18 protein-coding genes are annotated in these 21,871 nt (G+C 51.5%); all 18 read right to left on the bottom strand.

Going from position 1 to position 21,871, the window contains the following annotated elements:
• Positions 1-148 precede the first annotated feature (148 nt).
• The 18 genes from DW677_RS04820 to rlmN all read right to left on the bottom strand — a co-directional run bounded on the left by DW677_RS04820 (position 149) and on the right by rlmN (position 21,863).
• Entirely contained in the window at positions 149-1,666 is a 1,518-nt protein-coding gene (locus DW677_RS04820; RefSeq protein ID WP_242992105.1) for a cobyrinate a,c-diamide synthase, read from the bottom strand.
• Between the two features lie 22 nt (positions 1,667-1,688).
• Positions 1,689-3,842, bottom strand: coding sequence for a precorrin-6y C5,15-methyltransferase (decarboxylating) subunit CbiE (gene cbiE / locus DW677_RS04815; RefSeq protein WP_117566577.1), 2,154 nt, complete (start codon positions 3,840-3,842; stop codon positions 1,689-1,691).
• The gene (gene cobJ, locus DW677_RS04810; protein WP_117503849.1) at positions 3,839-4,579 is read right to left on the bottom strand and encodes a precorrin-3B C(17)-methyltransferase; all 741 of its coding nucleotides are present in this window, start codon (positions 4,577-4,579) and stop codon (positions 3,839-3,841) included. The genes cbiE and cobJ overlap by 4 nt, the downstream gene beginning before the upstream one ends.
• Positions 4,576-5,346 carry a precorrin-4 C(11)-methyltransferase gene (cobM, locus tag DW677_RS04805; protein ID WP_117566576.1) on the bottom strand — a complete coding sequence of 257 codons (771 nt, stop codon included), beginning with the start codon at positions 5,344-5,346 and terminating at the stop codon, positions 4,576-4,578. Before cobM ends, cobJ begins: the two co-directional genes overlap by 4 nt.
• Positions 5,343-6,647 carry a hypothetical protein gene (locus DW677_RS04800; protein WP_117566575.1) on the bottom strand — a complete coding sequence of 435 codons (1,305 nt, stop codon included), beginning with the start codon at positions 6,645-6,647 and terminating at the stop codon, positions 5,343-5,345. Before DW677_RS04800 ends, cobM begins: the two co-directional genes overlap by 4 nt.
• A gap of 97 nt (positions 6,648-6,744) precedes the next feature.
• Positions 6,745-8,157 (bottom strand): cobalt-precorrin-5B (C(1))-methyltransferase CbiD, encoded by a 1,413-nt coding sequence (gene cbiD / locus DW677_RS04795; RefSeq protein ID WP_117566574.1) that lies wholly within the window; start codon positions 8,155-8,157, stop codon positions 6,745-6,747.
• A gap of 2 nt (positions 8,158-8,159) precedes the next feature.
• Positions 8,160-10,643 carry a uroporphyrinogen-III C-methyltransferase gene (cobA, locus tag DW677_RS04790; protein WP_117566573.1) on the bottom strand — a complete coding sequence of 828 codons (2,484 nt, stop codon included), beginning with the start codon at positions 10,641-10,643 and terminating at the stop codon, positions 8,160-8,162.
• A 3-nt stretch (positions 10,644-10,646) separates the two neighbouring features.
• The gene (gene cobI / locus DW677_RS04785) at positions 10,647-11,339 is read right to left on the bottom strand and encodes a precorrin-2 C(20)-methyltransferase (protein ID WP_117566572.1); all 693 of its coding nucleotides are present in this window, start codon (positions 11,337-11,339) and stop codon (positions 10,647-10,649) included.
• A 96-nt stretch (positions 11,340-11,435) separates the two neighbouring features.
• Entirely contained in the window at positions 11,436-12,239 is an 804-nt protein-coding gene (locus DW677_RS04780) for a zinc dependent phospholipase C family protein (RefSeq protein WP_181968297.1), read from the bottom strand.
• 127 nt (positions 12,240-12,366) lie between these two features.
• Entirely contained in the window at positions 12,367-13,647 is a 1,281-nt protein-coding gene (serS, locus tag DW677_RS04775) for a serine--tRNA ligase (protein ID WP_015554613.1), read from the bottom strand.
• A gap of 83 nt (positions 13,648-13,730) precedes the next feature.
• Positions 13,731-14,558, bottom strand: coding sequence for a pyridoxamine kinase (locus DW677_RS04770; protein ID WP_015554614.1), 828 nt, complete (start codon positions 14,556-14,558; stop codon positions 13,731-13,733).
• 210 nt (positions 14,559-14,768) lie between these two features.
• A complete protein-coding gene (locus DW677_RS04765) occupies positions 14,769-15,353 on the bottom strand; it encodes an ECF transporter S component (RefSeq protein WP_015554615.1) in 585 nt (194 codons plus the stop codon).
• Positions 15,354-15,618: 265 nt separating this feature from the next.
• Positions 15,619-16,311: a thiamine diphosphokinase gene (locus DW677_RS04760; RefSeq protein WP_015554616.1), complete on the bottom strand. Its 693-nt coding sequence runs from the start codon at positions 16,309-16,311 to the stop codon at positions 15,619-15,621.
• 52 nt (positions 16,312-16,363) lie between these two features.
• Entirely contained in the window at positions 16,364-17,029 is a 666-nt protein-coding gene (gene rpe, locus DW677_RS04755) for a ribulose-phosphate 3-epimerase (RefSeq protein WP_015554617.1), read from the bottom strand.
• Positions 17,030-17,033: 4 nt separating this feature from the next.
• The gene (gene rsgA / locus DW677_RS04750; protein ID WP_117469667.1) at positions 17,034-17,912 is read right to left on the bottom strand and encodes a ribosome small subunit-dependent GTPase A; all 879 of its coding nucleotides are present in this window, start codon (positions 17,910-17,912) and stop codon (positions 17,034-17,036) included.
• Positions 17,909-20,083 carry a Stk1 family PASTA domain-containing Ser/Thr kinase gene (pknB, locus tag DW677_RS04745; protein WP_015554618.1) on the bottom strand — a complete coding sequence of 725 codons (2,175 nt, stop codon included), beginning with the start codon at positions 20,081-20,083 and terminating at the stop codon, positions 17,909-17,911. Before pknB ends, rsgA begins: the two co-directional genes overlap by 4 nt.
• Positions 20,080-20,820 (bottom strand): Stp1/IreP family PP2C-type Ser/Thr phosphatase, encoded by a 741-nt coding sequence (locus DW677_RS04740; protein WP_015554619.1) that lies wholly within the window; start codon positions 20,818-20,820, stop codon positions 20,080-20,082. Before DW677_RS04740 ends, pknB begins: the two co-directional genes overlap by 4 nt.
• Positions 20,817-21,863 (bottom strand): 23S rRNA (adenine(2503)-C(2))-methyltransferase RlmN, encoded by a 1,047-nt coding sequence (gene rlmN / locus DW677_RS04735; protein ID WP_117566570.1) that lies wholly within the window; start codon positions 21,861-21,863, stop codon positions 20,817-20,819. The genes DW677_RS04740 and rlmN overlap by 4 nt, the downstream gene beginning before the upstream one ends.
• Between the last annotated feature and the right edge of the window lie 8 nt (positions 21,864-21,871).

Raw genomic sequence — 21,871 nt, 5'->3', positions numbered from 1 at the left:
GCTGTCATATTTCATTTCACTATTCATCTTTTTGATTATGTCATATCAGTAAGAATCTTTTTCTACTGCAATTTTTGTCAATGCAAAAAATTTGCTAAAATTCAAATTTATCGAACCTTCAAAGTGCTATACTTTTCTGGATTTGTAACTATTCAGTACCTTCATAGTTACGTGCAAAAATCCATTCCAGACCAGCTTCGCTGATGGGATTTTTCTTTTTCCACGTTTCTGCACATTTAATAAAGTTCTCAGCAATTTTCACATTACTGTAAAAATACAAGTGCGGAAAGCCTGCATAAAAGCTCTCCGTCGTATATCCGCAGTCCCAGCCCCGTGTTCCCACCGGCTTTTTTGCTGCGAAATCCGTCCCGTTCTCCTCCGAATCCCAGTGGTGGAATTCATGGGCGCGGAATTCAGTTCCCGCAGGTCCTAACAGTCCCTCTTTCTTTGAGGTAACAGTAATATACCCAAATCTACCAAGCTTCCCCGTGTCACGGCTGCTGCCCGGCAGCACACCTGCCATTGGCCATTCCACGCCGTCCGGATCCACGATCGAATCCTTCAGGTACAGATATCCGCCACACTCCGCGATACACGGCATCTCTTCCATCACCGCCTGACGGATCGCATTCCGCATACTGATATTTTCTGAAAGTGCTTTCGCGTGAAGCTCCGGATAACCGCCGCCAAGATAGACTGCGCAGGTTTCCACCGGAAGGTTTCTGTCGTGGATCGGGGAAAAATACTGTATTTCCGCTCCAAGTTTTCTCAGAATATCCAGATTATCCTCGTAATAAAAGCAAAAAGCTTCATCTTTGGCGACTGCAACTACTGTTTTCTTAATACCTGTCCCGCAATCCACATTACAAAACTGCCTTACAGCTTCTGGCAATTTCACTTCTATCTCTGCCGCTCTCCCAGCCTCCTCAATAATCCCATCCAGATTGATTTCCACTCGAACCTTTTCTTTGATCAGATCCAGCCGTTCCCGGATCCCTGGAATCTCTTCCGGCATCACAAGCCCCAGATGGCGGGACTCCAGCGTCATATCCTTTAATTCCGGCACATACCCGAATACCCGGATTCCAAGCTCCCGCTCTGCCCGCTCTTTTAATCTCGGATACAACATCGGTGACAGCCGGTTAAAGACTACCCCTGTCACATGGCTCTTCTCCTTGTAATCAAGAAATCCCTTGATCGACGCTAAAGCAGAAAGACTCCGCCCCATCATATCCACCAGAAGGATCACCGGCGTATCCGTGAGATCCGCCACCTCCCAGGCACTGGACCGCTCCGAGACACCGCCAAGTCCATCGTAAAAGCCCATGACGCCCTCCAGTACAGCGATTCGGCTTTCCGGGAATTTCTCCATTTCGAGGACTTCCCTGCCGAGCAGATATCTCAGCGTATCCCCGTCCGCAAAAAAGCTGTCCAGATTTCTCGACGGGATCTCCAGCACCGTCCGGTGAAACATCGGATCGATATAGTCCGGCCCGCACTTAAACGCGCGAACCTCCTGAATTTTCTCTTTCAAAAGAGAAAGCAGCGCACAGGTAAACAACGTCTTCCCCCCACCGCTCTTCTCCGCGGCAATCATGATCCGGGGAAAGCGGACGGAAACTGCCTGAGAATCCTGAACCAAACACTTCATCCGCTCCTTATCCATATTTCCAGCTCCTTCATAATCATTAAATTCCGCTGATGCAGGTTTTTCCCTCAAACGTCACGATCCACACCGGATTCTGCCCCATCATCAGATGGCTGGAACCGACTTTTTTGGACCTTGCGGCAGTAAGCGTCACAAGATCCGGTTCTGTCACCGGGAGAGTCTTTGCGGCTTCAAGGACTGCTGCCAGAGACTCAGGAGTGATGAGGTTTACAACAAATCGTGTTTTAGGATTTTTCTTAAGGCATAATGCGATAACCTCTTCCATCTGTCCTCCGCTTCCGCCAATGAAGACATGGGTTGGCGCCGGAAGATCTTCTAACGCTTCCGGCGCTGTTCCCGCTATGATCTCCAGATTTGTGAGGGCGAATTTTTTCCGGTTTTCATAGAGAAGCTCCACGGCCTCCGAATTCTTCTCGATAGCATAGACTTTCACCGAATCGGAAAGGCCTGCGCACTCCACAGAGACGGATCCTGTTCCGGCTCCGACATCGTAGAGAACGGAATTTTCCGTGAGTTCCAGCTTTGCCACGGACACGGTGCGGACTTCCATCTTCGTCATCGGAACCTTCCCGCGGGTGAACGCCTCATCGGAAATACCGTGGGATAAAGGTCTTCGGGGCCCGGTCCATTCCGCATAGAGGACGGCCAGTGAAGGGGCTTTCCTGCCCTTTATTTCCTCTGGAGTGGAGGTGAAGATCTGTTCGTCTTCAAGTGTCAGGTTTTCCCCGGCAAAGAGCTTTGTCTCCTGCATCCCAAGATCGATGAGCTGTCCGCAGATCGTTTCATAGAAATCCGAGCCGCCGCCAAGGATAAAGGCACTGCCGGAGCGCTTTAATTCCAAAGCGAAGTTTGCCGCCTGCCCGTGCATGCTGAAGAGTTTCGCGTGATCCCAGGGACGCCGGATCTTCGCGAAAAAATATCCAACGGAAGAGATCCCCGGAATTACTTCCACGGTATAGTTTCCGCGGCGTTCCAGCACTGCACCGAGTTTTTCCGCTGCGCTGTAAAATCCGGTATCACCGGACATGGCTCCACAGATCACCTGTACCTCCGGGTGGGCATCCAGATAGTCCGCAATTTTTTCCGGCTGGTATGCCTCAAATACAGGTTTGTGGAAACTTTCCAGCTGTCTCACACAGCGGCTTGCGCCGACGATCAGATCACATTTGTCGAGGCGTTTTTTTGCCTCACCGGTTAGATAGGATTCGCTTCCGGGTCCTGTGCCGATAAGGAATACCTGGCGTTTCCCAGAATTTTCAGCTGACCTTCCCAGAGCAAAATGCTCCTCCAGATAAGCAATTCCTTCTTCTAACGAGATTCCTTCTTCCACCGGTCTTCCGATCACGACAAGACCGACACCTGCTTTTTTCGCCGCACTGACCTTTTCCTCGAATCCGCCCGCCTTCCCGGACTCCTTCGTCACCATCCACTTCGCATGGACCGCTTTCATCATTGCAACATTTAAGTCTTCCGCAAAGGGCCCCTGCATTGCGATCAGATGGCTGCCGTAAAAGCCCATATCGGCACAGGTCTTTACCACCTCCGGCATGGAAAGGACTCTCGCGTAGACTCTCGTCTCCCAGTCCGGGAGAGCTAAAAATGCGGAGAGCTCCTTACTTCCCGTCGTGACGAATACCGGACCTTCCGTGGTCTTTAAAAAGTCCACTGCCGCCTGAATATTCTCCACCGTGATGATCCGGCAGTCTGAACCGTCTGAAATGCCTTCCGTTTCTGTCCAAGCACTTTCTCCGGGCATTTCCATATCTGTTTTTGTGTTCTTTTTTTTCTGGTTGTCATCTTCAAAAGTACGGGGTCCGTTTTCAGAAGTGAAAACATTTGTTCTCTCACCGTTTTTATCCCGCAGGATCCTTAAAAGCGGGGTCCCTGTCTTTTCTGCCGCCTCCCTGATATTTGCCGTGACCACCACCGCAAAAGGATGGGTTGCATCAAGGATCAAGTCATACTTCTTTTCCTGAAACAGTTTCTCCATCTGGATCTCATCGACACGCCCGTCATGGACCTGAAGATTCTCAGCCTTCGGGATCTCCTCTTTTCCATATTCCGTCGCAACAAACACATCAGCCGCTACCTGACTTCCGGCAAGGCGGGATGCCAGAACCCGTCCTTCCGTTGTCCCCGCAAAAACCGCAATTTTCCCTTCCGCTATCTTCATATCCGGTATCCTCTCGGTGTGACCATCCAGTTCTGCCCGCCAAGGACGGACTTTTCGGTCCGGCTGTTTCCAATAAACACGGTGGTGAACATGTCCGCCTCGTAATCTTTCAATTCCGCTAACGTCATGACCTTCTTCGTCTCCCCGTCTCTTCCGATGTTCTTTACAATGCCGCAGACGGTATTCGAGCTCTTGTACCGTAAAAAGATCTCACACGCACGCTTTAAATAGTCCGCCCGCTTCCTGCTGGACGGATTATAGAGGCAGATGGAAAAATCAGTCTTCGCCGCCGCGTCCAGGCGATTCTCAATGGTCTCCCAGGGTGTTAAAAGATCACTTAAGCTGATCACCGCAAAATCATGCATCAGCGGTGCCCCGAGGACAGCGCCGCCGGAGAGAGCCGCCGTGATCCCCGGGATCACCTCGATCTCCACCTCCGGGTGCTTCTCCCCGAGTTCCAGGATCGGTCCCGCCATTCCGTAGATTCCTGCGTCCCCGCTGCAGATCATCACGACAGATCTTCCTTTTTCCGCCTCCGCAAAAGCCATCTCGCAGCGCTCGATCTCCCGTTTCATGGGGGTCGTCAGAAATTCCTTATCTGGAAAGTACGGCTTCGCGAGATCCACATAGACCGTGTATCCCACGATCACATCGCAGGTGTTAAGCGCCTTTACGGCACGGAGCGTCATGGATTCATATTCTCCAGGTCCCATGCCGACCACTGTCAGCTTCTTCATATGTCCGTCCCCTTTCTGAATTCCGTGGAGAAGTCCGGCGCATAGAGTCTTGACTCCTCGTAACCGTTTGCCTCTCTCGTGCCGAATACATCACCGATAAAGATCATTGCCGTCTTCTTAATTCCGTTCTCCTCTGCGGACTTCGCCAGCGTAGAGACGGTGCAGCGGACGATCTTCTCCTCCGGCCATGTCGCCTTGTAGATGATCACCGCCGGCGTGTCCGACTCATATCCGGCTTCCGCAAGTTCCTTTTCCATCTGTGACAACAGTCCCGTGCTTAAGAACACCGCCATGGTCGCATGGTGAGCCGCCAAGGAACGGAAACTCTCCCGCTCCGGGACTCCGGTCCGCCCCGCCATTCTCGTGATGATCACGGACTGGGACACGCCAGGCAGCGTGAGTTCCGCATGGAGACTCGATGCAGCGCCGCAGAAGGAGCTGACCCCCGGGCATACATCGTAAGCAATCTTTTTCTCATCCAGCCGGTCCATCTGCTCCCGGATCGCGCCGTAGATCGCCGGATCACCGGTATGAAGCCGCACCGTCATTTTTCCCTCACGCTCCGCTTTCTCCATGGCACGGATCACCTCGTCAAGAGTCATGTAGGCACTGTTTAAGATCTCACACCCCGGCTTCGTCTCCTTTAAAAGCTCCGGATTCACAAGGGATCCCGCATAGATCACCACGTCCGCCTCCCGAAGGAATTTCTGTCCCCGGACCGTGATCAAGTCCGGCGCTCCGCTTCCGGCTCCCACAAAATGTATCATGATGGTTTTCCTCCTGTTTTTCGAATCTTCATGACCGTCCATGCATGGTCTCTCATGTCATACTCCCGCTTGCAGTACGGGCAGTGACGGATCTTCATCGCGTCAAAGCTTGCCCCGCAGCTTTCACAGGAGACCTGATGGATCGAGTATCCCGGGTCCTGCGGGATCTGGATATTCTTTCCGACGATCATCCGGATCCTGTCGTTTTTCTCCTTCATCGAACTTCCCCTGTCATATGTATCGCAGAAGTACAGATCGATATCCGCATACACATACGGGCCTTCCTGCCAGCAGTTCCCCACCGACATAGCTCCCCTGTATACAATGTCCGTGATGTTCTGGAAACTTTCCCCATCCCAGGGACCGCGGATAATAGAAAGGTCCTCTCCCGGCTCGGAAAAGATAATATTTTTTGCCAGAGCAATGACCTGGTTTGCAAAGTTTTCATAGCCAAAATCCGGCTCGTAATTCTTCATGAACCGGATCAGCCTGTTTTTGCTGCCAGAAGTGGCAAACAGAAGTCCAAGGCTCTGCATCGCCCGCCAGAAAATATACCCAAGTGTTTTTAAGGCAAACAGCATATATCCGCCGAAGGCTCCGATTACTGGATACCCGATCAGCGGGCAGATCATGGAATATAGTGTCAGAGGATCACCGGTCTTTGCCCTCTCCCATGCCAGGTATGCCAGCATGAACACCGTGAAGATGACTGCCCCTCCGCCGCACCAGGGAGTTAATGTTCTCTTGATCTCTTCCGTGGAATAGCTGAGGTCTTCAATGGAATAAAAATTCGCGACCTTCGGATACAGATCCTGCATCAGAAATCTTGTGTGGCAGTATGGGCAGCCTTCAAACAGCGCCTTGATCTGGCTCACCGCTCCGCAGGACGGGCAGGTACATGGCTCCGTTCCGTCTACCGTCGCCTCATTCGCGAAGGTGATCGTCTGGTATAAGATCTCTTTCTTCCGGAATTTTCCGATGATCCGTCCACCCCTGGAATATGTCGTATTTCTCTGCGCCGTGCGGAATTCTGTCACATTCGTATATTTCTTTCCGACCTTCGGCGGGATCGCGCCAGCTGAGGCCAGAAGACCCCGGAGTTCTATGGATGAATCTCTGTGAAGTCCGCGTTTTTCCAACCGCTTCCGCTGCTGGCCCAGAAAATACTTTATATCCTGATTTCCGGTATCCGGGATCGGTCCGCCGGAAAGCCACTCGTTGTATTGTTTCAGGAAGCGGTTATACATCATGGATGCCTTTGTGTCATGGACGCTCCCGTAATTTTTCTGCCTGTTTTCCATAGTGTTTCCTTTAATTTCGATGAATGATCAGAGACCGTAACTTTCATGCGTTGTTCCAAAACTTATTGTTTCAGTTCTTTCAGCGCTAAGTGGAAGCTTATTGATCCAGCTCTTTCAACGCTGACCGCAGAATCGCATCCGCGCCTTCCGTCTCTCCCAGATACTCCCCCTTTGTCCCGAAGACGATCATTCCCGTCCTCACCTCGTCCCTGGATCGATGGGTAAGGTGCCAATCGGCACGCTTTAAGAATACGTTTATCGTGTCCTCTATGATTCCCGCCTGTTTTAAGTGATCCATCGCCTCATCCGTCGTGTTGGATCTCTGGATCTTTCTAAGGAGTTCCAGGTCCTCGGTTCCGGCAGATAACGCGCAGGACAGCATCGTGTCCATGCGACCATCCGCCTCCCTGGAGTGGGTGTTCATGATCCCGTTTCCGATCTTCACGAGTTTTCCCATGTGACCGGCGATCAGGATACCGGAAAAGCCCAGTTCCGCGGCAAGGTCAATGGTCTTGCCGACGAAGTTGCTCATGGTGACGAGGGAATTCATAAATCCTTCCAGAAGTGATGGTTCTGTTTCCGTTGATAATTCTCCATAAGCCATCTGTTCCGCCTCAACAGCAGCATCCGTGTCCGCCGCGTTACTCCCTTGATGAGCATCGGTACAGAATTTACCATGTTCTACGAGATACCTCTCTAAAAATCCCGCGCCCATATTTCCAGGCACTGCGATCACCCATTTTCTGCCCTCTGCCTTTAAGACATTTAGATGGGTACGGATCGTCTCGACAAGCGCTTCCTCACTCATGGGCTCCACAATCCCGCTGGTCCCGAGAACGGAGATCCCGCCCTCGATTCCCAGGACCGGGTTGAAGGTCTTCTTCGCGGCTTCTACGCCTGCAGGAACCGATATTGTGATCGATACCAGGCGAAGCTCTCCGGCTTCCTCCAAAAGCTCGTAGACAGCGTCCCGGATCATCTTACGCGGCACAGAATTGATCGCTGCAGCGCCTATTGGCTGATCCAGACCGGATTTTGTGATGCGACCGATGCCGATGCCGCCGTCGATTCTGACAAGCGACTCAGGAAGTGCCTCTTTCTGATGAGCGGCATTCGCTTTTTTCTGTTGTTTCTGGTTTTCTGGACTCAGACCAGGTTTTTCTCCTGCAGCTCCGAACCCGGAACTTTCCAGATGTGACATCTGAACCTTTTCATAAAAGTTTTTATCTTTCACAAACTCCGCCCGCGCATACACCAGGATCCCGTTCGTCACATCATAATCGTCCCCTGCGTCCTTCCTGACCGCGCACTCCGCCCAACTATCCCCGGAAGTTTTCTCTTCCAGCGATACGCACACCGGAATCCCCTTCGGGGTCATGATCTCCTCCGTCTCCTTCCAGGATCCTGTGAGCAGAAATCGCACCGCCCCCTGAGCCGCCAGAGCCGCGCAGGTTCCTGTGGTGTATCCGCATCTTAACTTTTTATGGTCTTTGTATACAAAGGTATCCATGTTTACCTCGTGATCTCGTTTCTGTCCGTCAGCAGCACCTCTAAAATTCCGTCCGCTGTATAGTCGGAAGCTGTCAGGGCATTCTTCACTCCGTATTCCGCAAGGACTGCCGCTGTCACCTTTCCGATGCAGACTGGTCTCACCGTCTCAAACAGAGATACCGCTTCCGCCTCACGTCCCGCGAAGAATCCTCGGACGCCGGAGCCGCTCTCAAACGTGATATAGTCGGCAGTTTTAAGTCTCGCAAGCTCCGTCTGCTCCACCAGGATATCATAGATTGGAATATCATCAAACGCATATCCCTGTTCCGCCAGTGTCTCCGTGAGGACCTTCGAGCCCTGCTTTGCCCGCGGGATCAGAAATTTTCCTGCCTCAGCACACGGACAAACATTTTCTGAACTGGAAATGCTGTAGGCTATATTGGCGGCAGCAGTTTTTGCCCCAGAAGTCTCTCCATTCTCCTTCAGGTATTTGACAAGTCCATCTGCCAGCGCCTTCGTTGTATATTCCTCCGGGATAAAGTCCGGCGTGATTCCGACGCTCTCCAGATACTCCCCTGTTCCGCGCCCGACAACCGCAAATTTTAATCCGCCAAGTTTTCTGATATCTACATGTTTCTCCCGCATCCGGTCAAAGAAGATCCGGACTGCATTCCGGCTCGTAAAAATCACCCATCTGTAACGGGAAAGGTCCGCAAACGCCTGATCCAGCCGTTCCATGGACTCCCGTACCACAAGGGATTCCCCCGCGCGGACCGTCTTCGCACCCTCATCGGACAGGCGGCTTATGATCCGTCCTCTAACGGCCTCTGTTCCGGTGACTCCCACCGTGATTCCAGTAAGCACGCCCGGCACCATAGATGTAAAGTGGAAGGCACAGACCTCACCCACAGCGATGATTCCGGGAGGCGTAAGTCCCGCTTTTCTTACAGCCTCAGGCAGATCCTTTAAGGATGCCCGGACAACGCGCATTCGGGACAGTGTTCCGTCCGTCACAACGGCTGCAGGCGTCTCCCCGTCTTTTCCGCCATCTATGAGACGTTTCACGATCTCCTCAAGGTTTGAGAGTCCCATAAGGAAGATCAGAGTTCCCGGAAGCTTCGCGTACAGGCTGTAATCCCCGGAGAGTCCCTCACCGCCTTCGTGGGAGATATGTCCCGTAAAGACATGGAAATCTCTCGCGATATTCCGGTGGGTGACAGGGATTCCAGCCGTCTCCAGTGCCCCGATGGCTGAGGTAACGCCGGGGATCACTTCATAGGGGATTCCTGCTTCTGTGAGCGCCTGGATCTCCTCTCCGCCGCGCCCGAACACAAAGGGATCTCCACCCTTTAACCGGACGACGCGCTTTCCTTCCAGTGCCTTCTCCACCAGGATCCGGTTGATCTCCGACTGCTTTTTGATATGGTGTCCTGCCTCTTTTCCCACATAAATCCGCTCGCAGTCCTCCGGCACCAGAGAGAGCAGTTCCTCGGAGCCAAGCCGGTCATAGACAAGGACCTCCGCTGCCTTTAGCGTCTGCTGGCCCTTCACCGTGATAAGGCCGCCGTTTCCAGGACCGGCTCCCACAAGATATGCCCTTCCAGCGGGAATATCCTCCGCGGTTCCCTGTTTCACGAGAAGTTCCGCAAGCTTCATGGAATCCTCCGGCGCTCCGGAGACCTTTGTGCGGATCACTCCGCTCTTTGTCTCCCGCATAAGGTCCATCCGGAACGCCCCGTTCTCTTCCTTCGCGTACACGCCAACCGCCGCAGTACAGCCGGCACCTAAAAGGCGCAGCACTTTTCTCTCCGCGAACAGTGCTCGTTCCGCTTCTTTGTCATTTAATTTTTCCAGGATTTTTAGGACATCGCTGCCTTTTTTCGCCTCCACGGCGATAATTCCCTGGCCTCCCGCCGGGATGAAAGTCTCCGGTTCAAGAAACTCAAAGGAAAATCTCGGATCCTCAAAAAGTCCCAGCCTCGATAGTCCCGCCGCAGCCAGGATGATCCCGTCGTACTCCTTCTGGTACAGTTTTTCCAGTCTCGTGTCGACATTTCCGCGAAGCAGGCGGCATTCCACATCCCCGTGCTCCATGATCTGCACCTGACGTCTCGGACTTCCCGTTCCGATGATCCTGGGACTCCGCTCCGGAGTACGACCCTTTACCGTCACAAAGACATCCCTCGGATCTTCCCGCTTTAAGACGGCACCGATACAGAGCCCGTCGCTCAGATCCATCGGCATGTCCTTCGCGCTGTGGACCGCAAGATCAATATCCCCGTTTAAAATGGACTGCTCAAACTCCTCCACAAAGGCCCCTTTTCCTCCAAAAGCAACAAGAGAGGTCTTTAAGATCTTATCGCCCTTTGTCATCAGGGGAACCAACTCACATTTTACCTCCGGGCATGCGGCCTCGATTGCCTCCGCCACCATGTTTGTCTGCACAAGCGCCAGCCTGCTCTTTCGCGTTCCGATCCGGACCGTCCGGCGTTTTATTGCTCCCATCCTTTACTGTTCCTCCCTGTCTTTTGCGATAATAAGGGAATAATATCCCGCGTCTTCCGGGATGTCGGCTGCACTTCGTATCAGCCGCTCACCCTCCATCCCGCAGTTTTCCACCATCCAGGCAGGACACTCCGTGAGAAGAAGCTCCCGCTTCACATCCGCGATCTTTTTCCCGGATTTCATCAAGATCTTTGTCCCTGAAAGCTTCAGCCCATCCTTCACCGGATAGGAGCCCGGCAGGATATGGATGGACTCCGCCTTCTCCCCCAGGGAGATCCCGAGCTTTGCCGCCGCCGCGCAGAAAGACGGGACTCCGTTAATCAGGACAGACTCGTATCCCAGAGCCAGAAGCTTTTTATGGACATAGCCATATGTGGAATAGACCGTCACATCCCCCAGTGTCAAAAACGCCACGGTCTTTCCCTGATCCATGAGGGCTGACAGGCTCTTCACCGCCGCCTCATGGCTCTCCTTCAGCACCGACTCGTTCTTCGTCATCGGGAATACCACAGGGATGATCTCCTTTTCATCGATCTCAGGGACCGCCCCCAGAGCGATCTGATATGCGGTACATGTCTCTTTTTCTTTCCCCGGGATCGCGATCACGTCCACCTCCCGGATCAGGCGTACCGCCTTCAATGTCATAAGCTCCAGGTCCCCCGGTCCCACTCCGATTCCATAGATCTTTCCCTGCATGTTGTTCTCCTTTATGTCCTGTTTCTTCAATTCTGTGCAGCCTTACCAGCCTTTCCGGCTGACATACTATCCGCCTTCAGATTCTGCCGCACATCTCTATTCGCCATTAAAATTCCCCTGAAAGATTTCCGGCATCGGTCCTTTTCCTCTCAGGTATGTAAGCAGATCGCTTAAAAGTTCTGCTCCTTTAGGGACTGCCTCATGAAATTCACGCTCCAGGTGGTCTGTGATGGCCTCACAGCCCGGCGTTGGCTGTTTCCTCATAAACATGCCGTGAATGACCCCATAGCTTCCTGTAAAACGCAGCAGGAAGCAGCAGAGCCTTTTCGTCCTCTCACTCGAGTTGATAAACAGACGGTTCATGGTCCGAAAACTCATGATCGCCTTTGCCACCTTGATGGGATCTTCATCGAAAAGCCTCGATGATGCCCGCACAGTCTGGGCTGTGATCTTTAAATGACAGGTGAGGTTCGAGTGCAGCGGGCGCATATGTTCCCGCTCCAAAAGTCTTCGTTCCAGTTCCGTCTCGATCTCCGCGTGGGTGATCCCGGTCCGCTTCTCCTCTGCGTTCACGTAAGCGTGGACGCGGTTGTCGAGACAGAAATGGCAGGCAACACCCATGAGATACGCGATCATCTCGTCTCTCTCGTCCTTTGTCTCGGCCTCTCGTACCAGCATCCGGCCACGTTCCATGAGCTTTGCAGCGGGTTCGCCGTGCATCCGCACGCCTTTCTGGTTTACCTTGTTTTTTCCAAGTGCCTTGTAAAAGAACAGGATATCCGGCCCGTGGACCCCTAAAAGGAAGCAGTACCGCTCCTTCTTTATGATCCGTTTAATGACCGGATCAGCCTCCATATATACTTTTCTCCCGTATAGATCATGCGCAAATGCTGCTGGCATGGATCTCATCTCCTTCGTAATATGCTCTGCGTGACAAAACCCCCGGTGCTTCTGACAGTTCCCGGGTCTGTCCTGCAACTGAAAAAGCTGTGACAAAATGAATCGCCACAGCTTTACAAATCCTTATTTATTTGATCTCTGTCTTTCCGCCCATATACGGTCTTAATACTTCCGGAATTCTTACAGAACCGTCTGCCTGTAAGTTGTTCTCAAGGAAAGCGATTAACATTCTCGGCGGAGCTACAACTGTGTTATTTAAGGTATGTGCGAAATATTTCTTTCCATCCGGTCCGTTTACGCGGATTCTTAAACGTCTTGCCTGAGCGTCACCAAGGTTGGAGCAGCTTCCTACCTCAAAGTATTTTTTCTGTCTCGGGGACCATGCCTCAACATCGACAGATTTTACCTTCAGGTCAGCAAGGTCACCGGAGCAGCACTCTAAGGTACGAACCGGGATATCCATGGAACGGAACAGATCTACGGTGTTCTGCCATAACTTGTCGAACCACATCTTGGATTCTTCCGGCTTGCAGACAACGATCATCTCCTGCTTCTCGAACTGATGGATACGGTATACGCCGCGCTCCTCGATGCCGTGTGCGCCTTTCTCCTTACGGAAGCACGGAGAATAGCTTGTTAAGGTCTTCGGAAGCTCCTCTTCCGGAATGATCTGGTCGATGAATTTGCCGATCATGGAATGCTCACTTGTACCGATGAGGTAGAGATCCTCGCCCTCGATCTTGTACATCATAGCGTCCATCTCAGCGAAGCTCATAACGCCTGTGACAACGTCGCTGCGGATCATGAACGGCGGTACACAGTATGTGAATCCACGGTCGATCATAAAGTCTCTTGCGTATGCGATCACTGCGGAGTGAAGTCTCGCGATATCGCCCATTAAGTAGTAGAAACCGTTTCCGGCAACTCTTCTTGCGGAGTCGAGGTCGATGCCGTTAAATTTCTCCATGATCTCTGTGTGGTACGGGATCTCAAAATCCGGAACGACCGGATCACCGTACTTCTGAACTTCTACGTTCTCGCTGTCATCTTTACCGATCGGTACGGACGGGTCGATGATATTCGGGATCGTCATCATGATCTTCTTGATGCGCTCCTCGAGATCTTTTTCTTTCTCCTCCAACTCAGCAAGGTGGTCGGAAGCTGCTGTAACCTGTTTCTTAACTTCCTCAGCTTCTTCCTTCTTACCCTGTCCCATCAATGCGCCGATCTGCTTGGAGATCTTATTTCTGCTCGCGCGGAGGTCATCAGCCTCCTTCTTTACTTTTCTGTTCTCCTCGTCCAGTTCGATCACTTCGTCTACTAACGGAAGCTTCGCGTCCTGGAATTTATTCCGGATATTCTGCTTTACGATTTCCGGATTTTCTCTTACAAATCTTAAATCTAACATGAGCTTTTCTCCTTATTGCCGTGTAAAAACACGCTTTGGTAAAAATATATCATATTTTGCTGAGAAAAGGAAGGGGATTTCTCCTACTTTTTTATCAGTTTACCAAGAATCTTCTCAAAACAAACACCGTTCGCGTGAGGGATCTGCTCCTCATCGGAGACTTTTATGCACTCTTTTACGAATCCTGCTGCCTGGCTCACCGCCTCCGGGAGGGACTTCCCGTTTAATAACGCGCCCGCCACAACAGAGGAAAATACATCTCCGGTTCCCGGACGCTCTCCACCGGAGGACCTTGTCCGGATAAATTTTGCATCGTACTGTCCCTGCTCCAGAACCACATTGGTGTAGCAGCTTCCCTCCCGCACTCCTGTGATGACCACAGATTTCGCGCCCATGAGCCGCAGCATCATCGCCATATTTAAGAGTTCTTTTCTCGTCCAGTTTTCCTCCCTGTATGGAGTATCCGTGAGGATACAGCACTCCGTCACATTCGGAAGAACAACATCCGCCATGCAGACAAGTTCCTTCATCTGCTCGCACATCTCCGGTGTATAAGTCTCATAGGCATGTCCATGGTCTCCCATCACCGGATCCACAACAACAAACGTTTTCTCTGCCTTTAATTTCTGAACGATCTCCATGACGATCCCGATCTGGGCCTCCGACCCAAGAAATCCCGTTGCGATCGCGTCAAAGGAAAGTCCAAGTTCTTTCCATTTGTCCGTATATGTGGTCATTTTTTCCGTATAGTCATCGAAAAAGTAAACCGGAAATTCCGTATGGTTTGAAAGGATCGCCGTCGGTATCGGACAGCACTGATGACCCATCGCGGATAAAACAGGAATAGCCACTGTTAATGAACAGCGGCCATAACCTGAAAGATCATTGATCACAGCAATTTTCTTCTGCATGAATTTATCTTCCAATCTTCCTGCTTCCGCAGTATATTTGCTGCTCGCAAGTAGAATTTTTTATTGTCCACATCCGATACAGCAACATCTATGTTACACTGCAGAATTTATTTTTCTTAGTTTTAAAATCCATCCCAAATCGACTGCGTCGATGAGATTTTTGACTTCCAGCCTATTCTTTTTTACGGTCAGCGCAACAAGTGTGCAGACCTACTGAGCAGCTAAAAAACCAGCTCGTTTTAACGCCGGGCGAAGCGCCGCATAAAGGACGACTGCGATCACGGAGTTGATCACCGCGTTGATGATCGTGGTGTACGTTGTGATCGCTATCAGCGCTTTGATCGCAGATGCTGCTTTATCAGCGTTCGGGAATAATAAGGTATACCATACATACTTTAATGCCGGCTCAAAGAAGCAGTTAAAACCGAGACCACAGACAGCCGCGATCGCAGACCAGCGGATCACATAGGCATGGTCATGTTCATCGGAAAGCTTTGCGATCCTGTGGGCAACGAAGCCTACGATGAGACCGATCACAAGCTTTGTGATAAAAGTTCTCGGTGCAGATGCCGCATAGCCGCCAACGATATCAGCAATGGATAAGCCAACAGCACCGGAAAGTCCACCGTAAACGCCGCCGAGAAGATATGCGGAAAGCACAACAAATGCGTTTCCGATATGGATCTTCGTTCCGCTGGCTGAGATCGCCGGGAACACGGCATATCCGATATAGCAGAGCGCCGCCATCAGGCCAGCCTGCGCAATTTTCATTAACTGCCCATTCTTTTCTTTCATAAGTAAAATCTCCCCTCGAGTGTTATTGACAGGCAGAACCGTTCATATTTTCATAATCGGTTCAAGGATTTCTGAATGGATCATCCGGAAAGCCTTTCTGTCATCCTGATACCCATGGTAGCATGCGAGTGGATTGTATGAAATGTCCAGTTTTGTTTTTTTTATACAGTCCAGTCTGTTTTCCTCGCCGCAACATTGCAGACTGCAACGTATATCATCCTTCTTTTTTGCTTTTTCACGCTGATATTTTCACGCGGTGTTCTCTTTAATCTCTTGACTCCACGCAGATCAGGATCCCTTTCCGGAACGTGATCTTTGCCCGCTCCCCTGGAATCTCATTGCTGACACAGAGACTGGGATCCTCTAAGATCGAGATGTCCTTATTGTGCAGCGGATATTTAAATCCATCCAGCGTGATTCCAAGAACGGTCTCCGTAAGCGGAAGAAAGGAGACATATTTCCCGTAGATCCGGTCTTTCAAAAAAACGGAATATTCCTCATCATCCGGTGTCAGGAGAAAGATACGGTTTTTTGCATCATAGATCTCCATGAAAAGTCCTGCATCCTTCGCCGCCCGCATCAGATGGATATTGGAAAGCTCATGATCCAGCCTGCCCCCTGTGGCTCCCAGAACATGGGCGGTATGAAACCCTGCCCGGAGTGCGGAGCGGACCGCAAGATCCGTGTCCGTCTCATCCTTCTCCGGCTTATGGACATCCGTCGCCCATCCCTCTTTCTTTCTGAGTTCTTCCATCCGTTCCAGCCCGAAGGTATCAAAATCGCCCACCGCAAGGTCCGGCACAAGCCCCAGCTCCTCGCAGACGGCAAGACCCGCGTCCACTGCGATCACATAGGGATATTTCCGATTTTTCACGAATTCCGCAGCAAATTTCCGGTCCGTCGGTCCGCCCGACACGATCAGGCAGGTATCCGTCATTTCTCTTCTGTCTGCATTCATATTATCTGCCTCTCCCCTATCCATGGCACATCCTCACGCCGGGTGCGGCCCCTTATCTTGCGGAATACTCCTCAAAGATCTTCAGGAACTCCTTTGTATTCGCTGCCGCATCGTTCTTAAACACCGCGGAACCCGCAACGATCACGTTCGCGCCTGCATCGAGAACCTCTCTGACATTTGCCGCATTCACGCCGCCGTCCACCTCAATATCGGTGGTGAGTCCGGCCTCATTTAACATGCCGCGGAGCTTTTTGATCTTCTCTAACGTATACGGGATAAACTTCTGTCCTCCGAATCCCGGATTTACGGACATAATCAGAAACATATCTGCTTCTTTTAAGATACAGGAAAGTGTCTCGACCGGAGTTGCCGGGTTTAACGCAACAGCTGCTCTGGCACCGGTCTCCTTGATCTGGTTGATGGTACGGTCCAGATGAAGACAGGCTTCCTGATGGACACAGATGATATCCGCGCCGGCCTTTCTGACATCATTTACATATCTTCCCGGCTCCTCCACCATCATATGGACATCAAACACACGGTCTGTTGTCTTTCTGAGGGATGAGATCACCGGCATACCGAAGGAAATGCTCGGGACAAACGCTCCATCCATCACATCCAGATGGATGTACTGCGCTCCCGCGTCAGAAACTGTCTTTACATCTTCACCAAGTTTTGAAAAGTCTGCTGAAAGAATCGATGGCGCTAATATATACATGATCTTAATATCTCCTTTTACTCTTCAGTTCTTCATAGATCAGCCGGTAATTTTCATACCGGGAATCCGCAATCTTTCCTGCTTTTACGGCCTCCTTGACGCCGCACTCCCGTTCTCCCACATGGACACAGCCCAAAAACCGGCATTCCGGCTCGTAGGCCTCAAATTCCGGAAAGAAATCCTTTAACTCTTCCGGCTTCATATTGTCGACAAAGATGGAGCTGAAGCCCGGCGTGTCCATCACGAAGGTCTCCTTCTCGACGAAGAACAGCTCCGAATGTCTTGTGGTATGGCGACCCCTGCGGATCTTCTCACTGACGGCCCCCGTCTCCATCTCCGCCTCCGGCTGGATCCTGTTTGTCAGGGATGATTTTCCAACACCGGACGGGCCGGCAAGTGCCGTTGTCTTCCCCCTTAAGAGGTCATGGATCGCCTCGATCCCTTCCCCCGCCAGAGCACAGGACAGATGGACATCATATCCGGCATCCCGATAGATTCCAGCAAGTCGTTCTGCCTCACCCTCTTTTCCGAGATCTGTCTTATTAAAGCAGATCACCACCGGAACATTCTGGGCTTCCATCGTAACCAGAAAGCGGTCCAGAAGGTTTAAATTCGGTTCCGGGTCAGCGACGGCAAACACGATCATTGCCTGATCGATGTTCGCCACTGCCGGACGGATCAGGGAGTTCTCCCTCGGAAGGATCTCCACGATGTTTCCGAGGCTCTGCTCCTCAGAAAGCACGTCGAACTCCACATTGTCGCCCACAAGAGGCTTGATCTTCCGGTTCCGGAATACGCCCTTTGCCTTACACTCGTATACTTTGGAAACGCCGTCATGTACGTAATAGAATCCGGCAATTCCCTTTATGATCTTTCCAGTCAACCGTCAACCTCCGTAAATGTCACATTATAGGATGTCAGTACCACGTTGTTCGTGAGGTCCACGATCTCCACCTCACCGGTCTGTACGCCGTCGGCGCCGCGGATCCTGTCTAACTTGATATTCAGGGTTGTGTCCGCGCTGTAAGACTTTGGCTCCGCAAGCTTCGTATAGGTCACTTTGCCGTTCACCGTCTGCTTTAAACGGATCAGGATCTGGATCTCGGAGGACGCTGCCCCCGGTCCATAGGAGACCTGAAGCGGATAGCTTGCATCCAGAGATGCAATAAACTGTTTTTTCGGAGCTTCCGGCCCAAGACTCAGAGTGTAATCCACGGTATCCCCAGGTGCTACCTGAGTTCCTGCCTCAACGCCCTGACTGATGACGTGACCGGCCGAGATCGTGCTGTCGTACTCCTTTGAAACCTCTCCGGTCACAAGTCCTGCCGCGGAAAGAAGTGCTGCCGCCTCCGCGTCCGTCTTTCCATAAAGATTCGGTACAGGAACGAATTCCTCCTCCGGTCCCGTACTCACATATAAGGTTACGGTACTTCCGAGGGCCACTTTTTCCTCCGGTTCATAGCGGATGATCGTTCCGGAAGCCACCTCCTCGCTGGCTTCCTCCCGAACATCTGCTTTTAAATTCTTTCCCTCCAACAGGCGGACCGCCGTTTCCAGTGTCATTCCGGAAAGGCCAAGTTCTGAGAGATCAACCTTATCAGAACCCGCGCTGATGACAACGGTTACCTTGGAGAAACGCGGAATCACGGTATCGGGCTCTTCCTTCTGTGAGATGACTATGCCTTTTTCCACTTCATCCGAGTTTTTCTGCTCTACCTGCATGGTGAGATCGAGTCCCTGTAAGATCTTCTCGGCTTCCTCCTCGGAGTGGCCCACAAGCTTCGGCATATAGACTTCCTTCTGGCTGATAACAGTCTCCGATGCCGCAGTTGTCTTCGCTTCTTCCGTCATAGCTTCCTCAGAAACGGTTTTTGTCGGATCCTCCGGAGTGCTGCTTCTGAACAGACCGCCAAGCTTCAGAACAAACACGATCACAACCGCGACAATGACGATGGCTGCCGCCACGCCCAGGCCTGTCAGGATCTTTTCCAGTCCTGTGGCTTCATCATCCACTTTATTCTTTTTCGGTTCCTTCTTCGCGTTGTCCGTCTGATCATACCGCTTTTCCAGATCCCGCCGTTCCCTGCGCTCACGGATCTCTTTTACCGGCTTTGACTCCCGGATCCGTTCCCCACTTCTCGTCTTGATCAGATTCAGTTCTTTTGGGCTGATGACGATGGTATCGGAGCTGTGGTCTTCCTCTTTAACGGCGCCGATAGTCGGGTCATCATCATTTAAAAGTGCTCTTCTCAGGTCACTGATCACGGCCGCCGCGTTCGGGTATCGGCGCTCCGGTCTCTTTTCCGTACATTTTAAGATGATCCTCGCAAGACTTGGGGACACATCCGGATTCAACATTCTGGGATCCGGCATTGGTTCTTCCAGATGTGCCAGCGCGACCGTCACCGTGTTGTCCCCCTCAAACGGAACATGGCCGGTGACCATCTCAAACATGGTGATACCTAAGGAATACAGGTCGCTCCGCTCATCGCTGTATCCGCCTCTCGCCTGTTCGGGGGAGATATAGTGGACAGATCCCACAACTGTCGCCGCATTCATGGTCTGAGACGACACAGCTCTCGCAATTCCGAAGTCCGCTACCTTCACCTTTCCATCCATGGAGATCAGCATATTCTGAGGCTTGATATCACGGTGAATGATATGCTGTTCATGGGCTGCTTCGATTCCGGAGGCTACCTGGATCGCGATCCCGATGGCTTCCTTTACATCCAGATGACCTTTTTTCGTGATATAGCTCTTTAAGGTGATTCCCTCTACGAGCTCCATAACGATAAAGTGGATATCTCCCTCATCCACGACATCATATATATTGACAATATTCGGGTGTGAAAGTCCGGCCGCTGCCTGAGCTTCCATCTTAAATTTACTGACAAAGGTCGCGTCGGAAGTAAACTCCGATTTCAGTACCTTGATTGCGACCAGACGGTTTAATTTATGGCATTTTGCTTTATAGACCTCTGACATTCCGCCGGAACCTATCTTTTCCAGAATCTCATATCGGTCCTGCAGCATCGTTCCAGGGTATAAAATCATAGCTTCACCTCACTTATCTGAGGTTCTACAAGGACAATCGCAATGTTGTCCTTTCCTCCGTTCCGGTTTGCCTCGTCAACCAGCGCTTCCGTCTTCTCTTTCAGCGTATCCGTTGTCTTTAAGACCCGGCTGATCTCGGCATCATCCACCATGTTCGTCAATCCGTCAGAGCAGAGCAGAATACAGTCACACTCAAGAAGCGGCACTTCAAAGAAATCCGCCTCCACCCGGTTTCCGATTCCCATGGCGCGGGTAATGATGTTCTTCTGACTTCGGTAGGACTCGCTGTCCCGCTCCATTTTTCCTCTCGCGACCATCTCTTCCACAAGGGAATGGTCTCTCGTGATCTGTGCAAGACTGTCCCGCAAAAGATAAAGTCTGCTGTCCCCCACATTTGCCACGTACATCATGTCGTCCTCGATCGTAGCGGCAACCAGAGTGGACCCCATTCCTTCCCGGTCCGGGTTTCCCTGAGCTTCCTCAAAGAGCCCCTGATTCGTCTTCTCCAGAGCTTTTCTGAGGATCATCACAGGACTGGCCGGATCAGAATTTTCAATATATTCTTTCATATGTTCCACGACATACCGGGACGCGAAATCCCCGGCCTTATGTCCGCCCATTCCGTCTGCCACGATGAACAGATTCGGAAGCGGTCCCACCGGCTGATCCGCTGCAAACAGGAAATCCTGATTGGATCTTCTCACAAGACCGGTGTCTGTCTTCGCGTAAGAGATCATGACGATTCCTCCTCACTCAGATAGCTCTTTCTAAGCTGTCCGCAGGCACCGCCGATATCGCGGCCCATCTCCCTGCGGATCGTAACGTTGATGCCGTGTTTTTCAAGATAACCCCTGAACGCGTCAATGGCATCCCGATTGGACTGTTTGAAGTCGCGCTCCTTGATCGGGTTTACCGGAATCAGGTTCACGTGTCCCTGCATATCCTTTAAAAGCGCAGTCAGGCGCTTTGCCTCGTCAAGGTTATCATTGACGCCCTGTACAAGACTGTACTCAAAGGTCAGGCGTCTTCCTGTCTTTTTATAATATTCCTTACATGCCGGAAGCACCTCCGATAAGGAGTAGCTGTTGGCGATGGGCATAAGAGTCTTTCTCGTCTCATCGTCCGGTGCATGAAGGGAAAGTGCCAGAGTAATGGAAAGACCTTCCTCCGCAAGCTTTAAGATCTTTGGTACGATCCCGCAGGTGGATACCGTGATGTTTCTCTGACTGATATTCAGACCGTTTTCATCGGAAAGAAGCCTGATAAACCGGATCAGGTTATCATAGTTATCCATCGGCTCACCACTTCCCATGACCACAACGTTGGAGACACGCTCTCCCGTGGATCTCTGGATCCGGTAGATCTGATCCAGCATCTCCGAAGGACGTAAGTTTCTTGTGAGTCCGTCCAGGGTGGACGCACAGAACCGGCAGCCCATGCGGCAGCCCACCTGAGAGGAAATACACACAGAATTTCCGTGGTGATATTTCATCAGGACGCTCTCGATCACGTTTCCGTCATCGAGACCGAACAGATACTTTCTTGTCCCGTCGATCCCCGATTCCAGCATCTTTACGGTCTTAAGGGACGTGTATGTACTGTATTCCGAAAGCTTTTCCTTAAGCGACTTCGGAAGGTTCATACATTCGTCTAAAGACTCGGCTAATTTTACATGCATCCACTGGTATAACTGTTTTGCCCGGAACGGTTTTTCACCCAGCTCCTTCACGAACTCTGTCAATTCTTCCAGTGTCATTGATTTCAGGTCTTTCTTTTCCATTCTCGATT

The sequence above is a fragment of the Clostridium sp. AM25-23AC genome (genome assembly GCF_003435125.1).
GTDB lineage: Bacteria > Bacillota > Clostridia > Lachnospirales > Lachnospiraceae > Pilosibacter > Pilosibacter fragilis.
Note: the sequence above shows the minus strand (reverse complement) of the source record. Positions and strands in the feature narration are given on the sequence as shown.

What these genes read in the sequence shown, in the direction of transcription:
- serS (WP_015554613.1), bottom strand. Translation starts at nt 13,647, where the DNA reads ATGTTAGATTTAAGATTTGTAAGAGAAAATCCGGAAATCGTAAAGCAG.
- DW677_RS04800 (WP_117566575.1), bottom strand. Translation starts at nt 6,647, where the DNA reads ATGGAAAACAGGCAGAAAAATTACGGGAGCGTCCATGACACAAAGGCA.
- pknB (WP_015554618.1), bottom strand. Translation starts at nt 20,083, where the DNA reads ATGATTTTATACCCTGGAACGATGCTGCAGGACCGATATGAGATTCTG.
- cobI (WP_117566572.1), bottom strand. Translation starts at nt 11,339, where the DNA reads ATGCAGGGAAAGATCTATGGAATCGGAGTGGGACCGGGGGACCTGGAG.
- cobM (WP_117566576.1), bottom strand. Translation starts at nt 5,346, where the DNA reads ATGATACATTTTGTGGGAGCCGGAAGCGGAGCGCCGGACTTGATCACG.
- DW677_RS04765 (WP_015554615.1), bottom strand. Translation starts at nt 15,353, where the DNA reads ATGAAAGAAAAGAATGGGCAGTTAATGAAAATTGCGCAGGCTGGCCTG.
- rpe (WP_015554617.1), bottom strand. Translation starts at nt 17,029, where the DNA reads ATGTATATATTAGCGCCATCGATTCTTTCAGCAGACTTTTCAAAACTT.
- cobA (WP_117566573.1), bottom strand. Translation starts at nt 10,643, where the DNA reads ATGGGAGCAATAAAACGCCGGACGGTCCGGATCGGAACGCGAAAGAGC.
- rlmN (WP_117566570.1), bottom strand. Translation starts at nt 21,863, where the DNA reads ATGGAAAAGAAAGACCTGAAATCAATGACACTGGAAGAATTGACAGAG.
- DW677_RS04780 (WP_181968297.1), bottom strand. Translation starts at nt 12,239, where the DNA reads ATGCCAGCAGCATTTGCGCATGATCTATACGGGAGAAAAGTATATATG.
- cobJ (WP_117503849.1), bottom strand. Translation starts at nt 4,579, where the DNA reads ATGAAGAAGCTGACAGTGGTCGGCATGGGACCTGGAGAATATGAATCC.
- cbiD (WP_117566574.1), bottom strand. Translation starts at nt 8,157, where the DNA reads ATGGATACCTTTGTATACAAAGACCATAAAAAGTTAAGATGCGGATAC.
- cbiE (WP_117566577.1), bottom strand. Translation starts at nt 3,842, where the DNA reads ATGAAGATAGCGGAAGGGAAAATTGCGGTTTTTGCGGGGACAACGGAA.
- DW677_RS04740 (WP_015554619.1), bottom strand. Translation starts at nt 20,820, where the DNA reads ATGATCTCTTACGCGAAGACAGACACCGGTCTTGTGAGAAGATCCAAT.
- DW677_RS04820 (WP_242992105.1), bottom strand. Translation starts at nt 1,666, where the DNA reads ATGGATAAGGAGCGGATGAAGTGTTTGGTTCAGGATTCTCAGGCAGTT.
- DW677_RS04760 (WP_015554616.1), bottom strand. Translation starts at nt 16,311, where the DNA reads ATGAATGCAGACAGAAGAGAAATGACGGATACCTGCCTGATCGTGTCG.
- DW677_RS04770 (WP_015554614.1), bottom strand. Translation starts at nt 14,558, where the DNA reads ATGCAGAAGAAAATTGCTGTGATCAATGATCTTTCAGGTTATGGCCGC.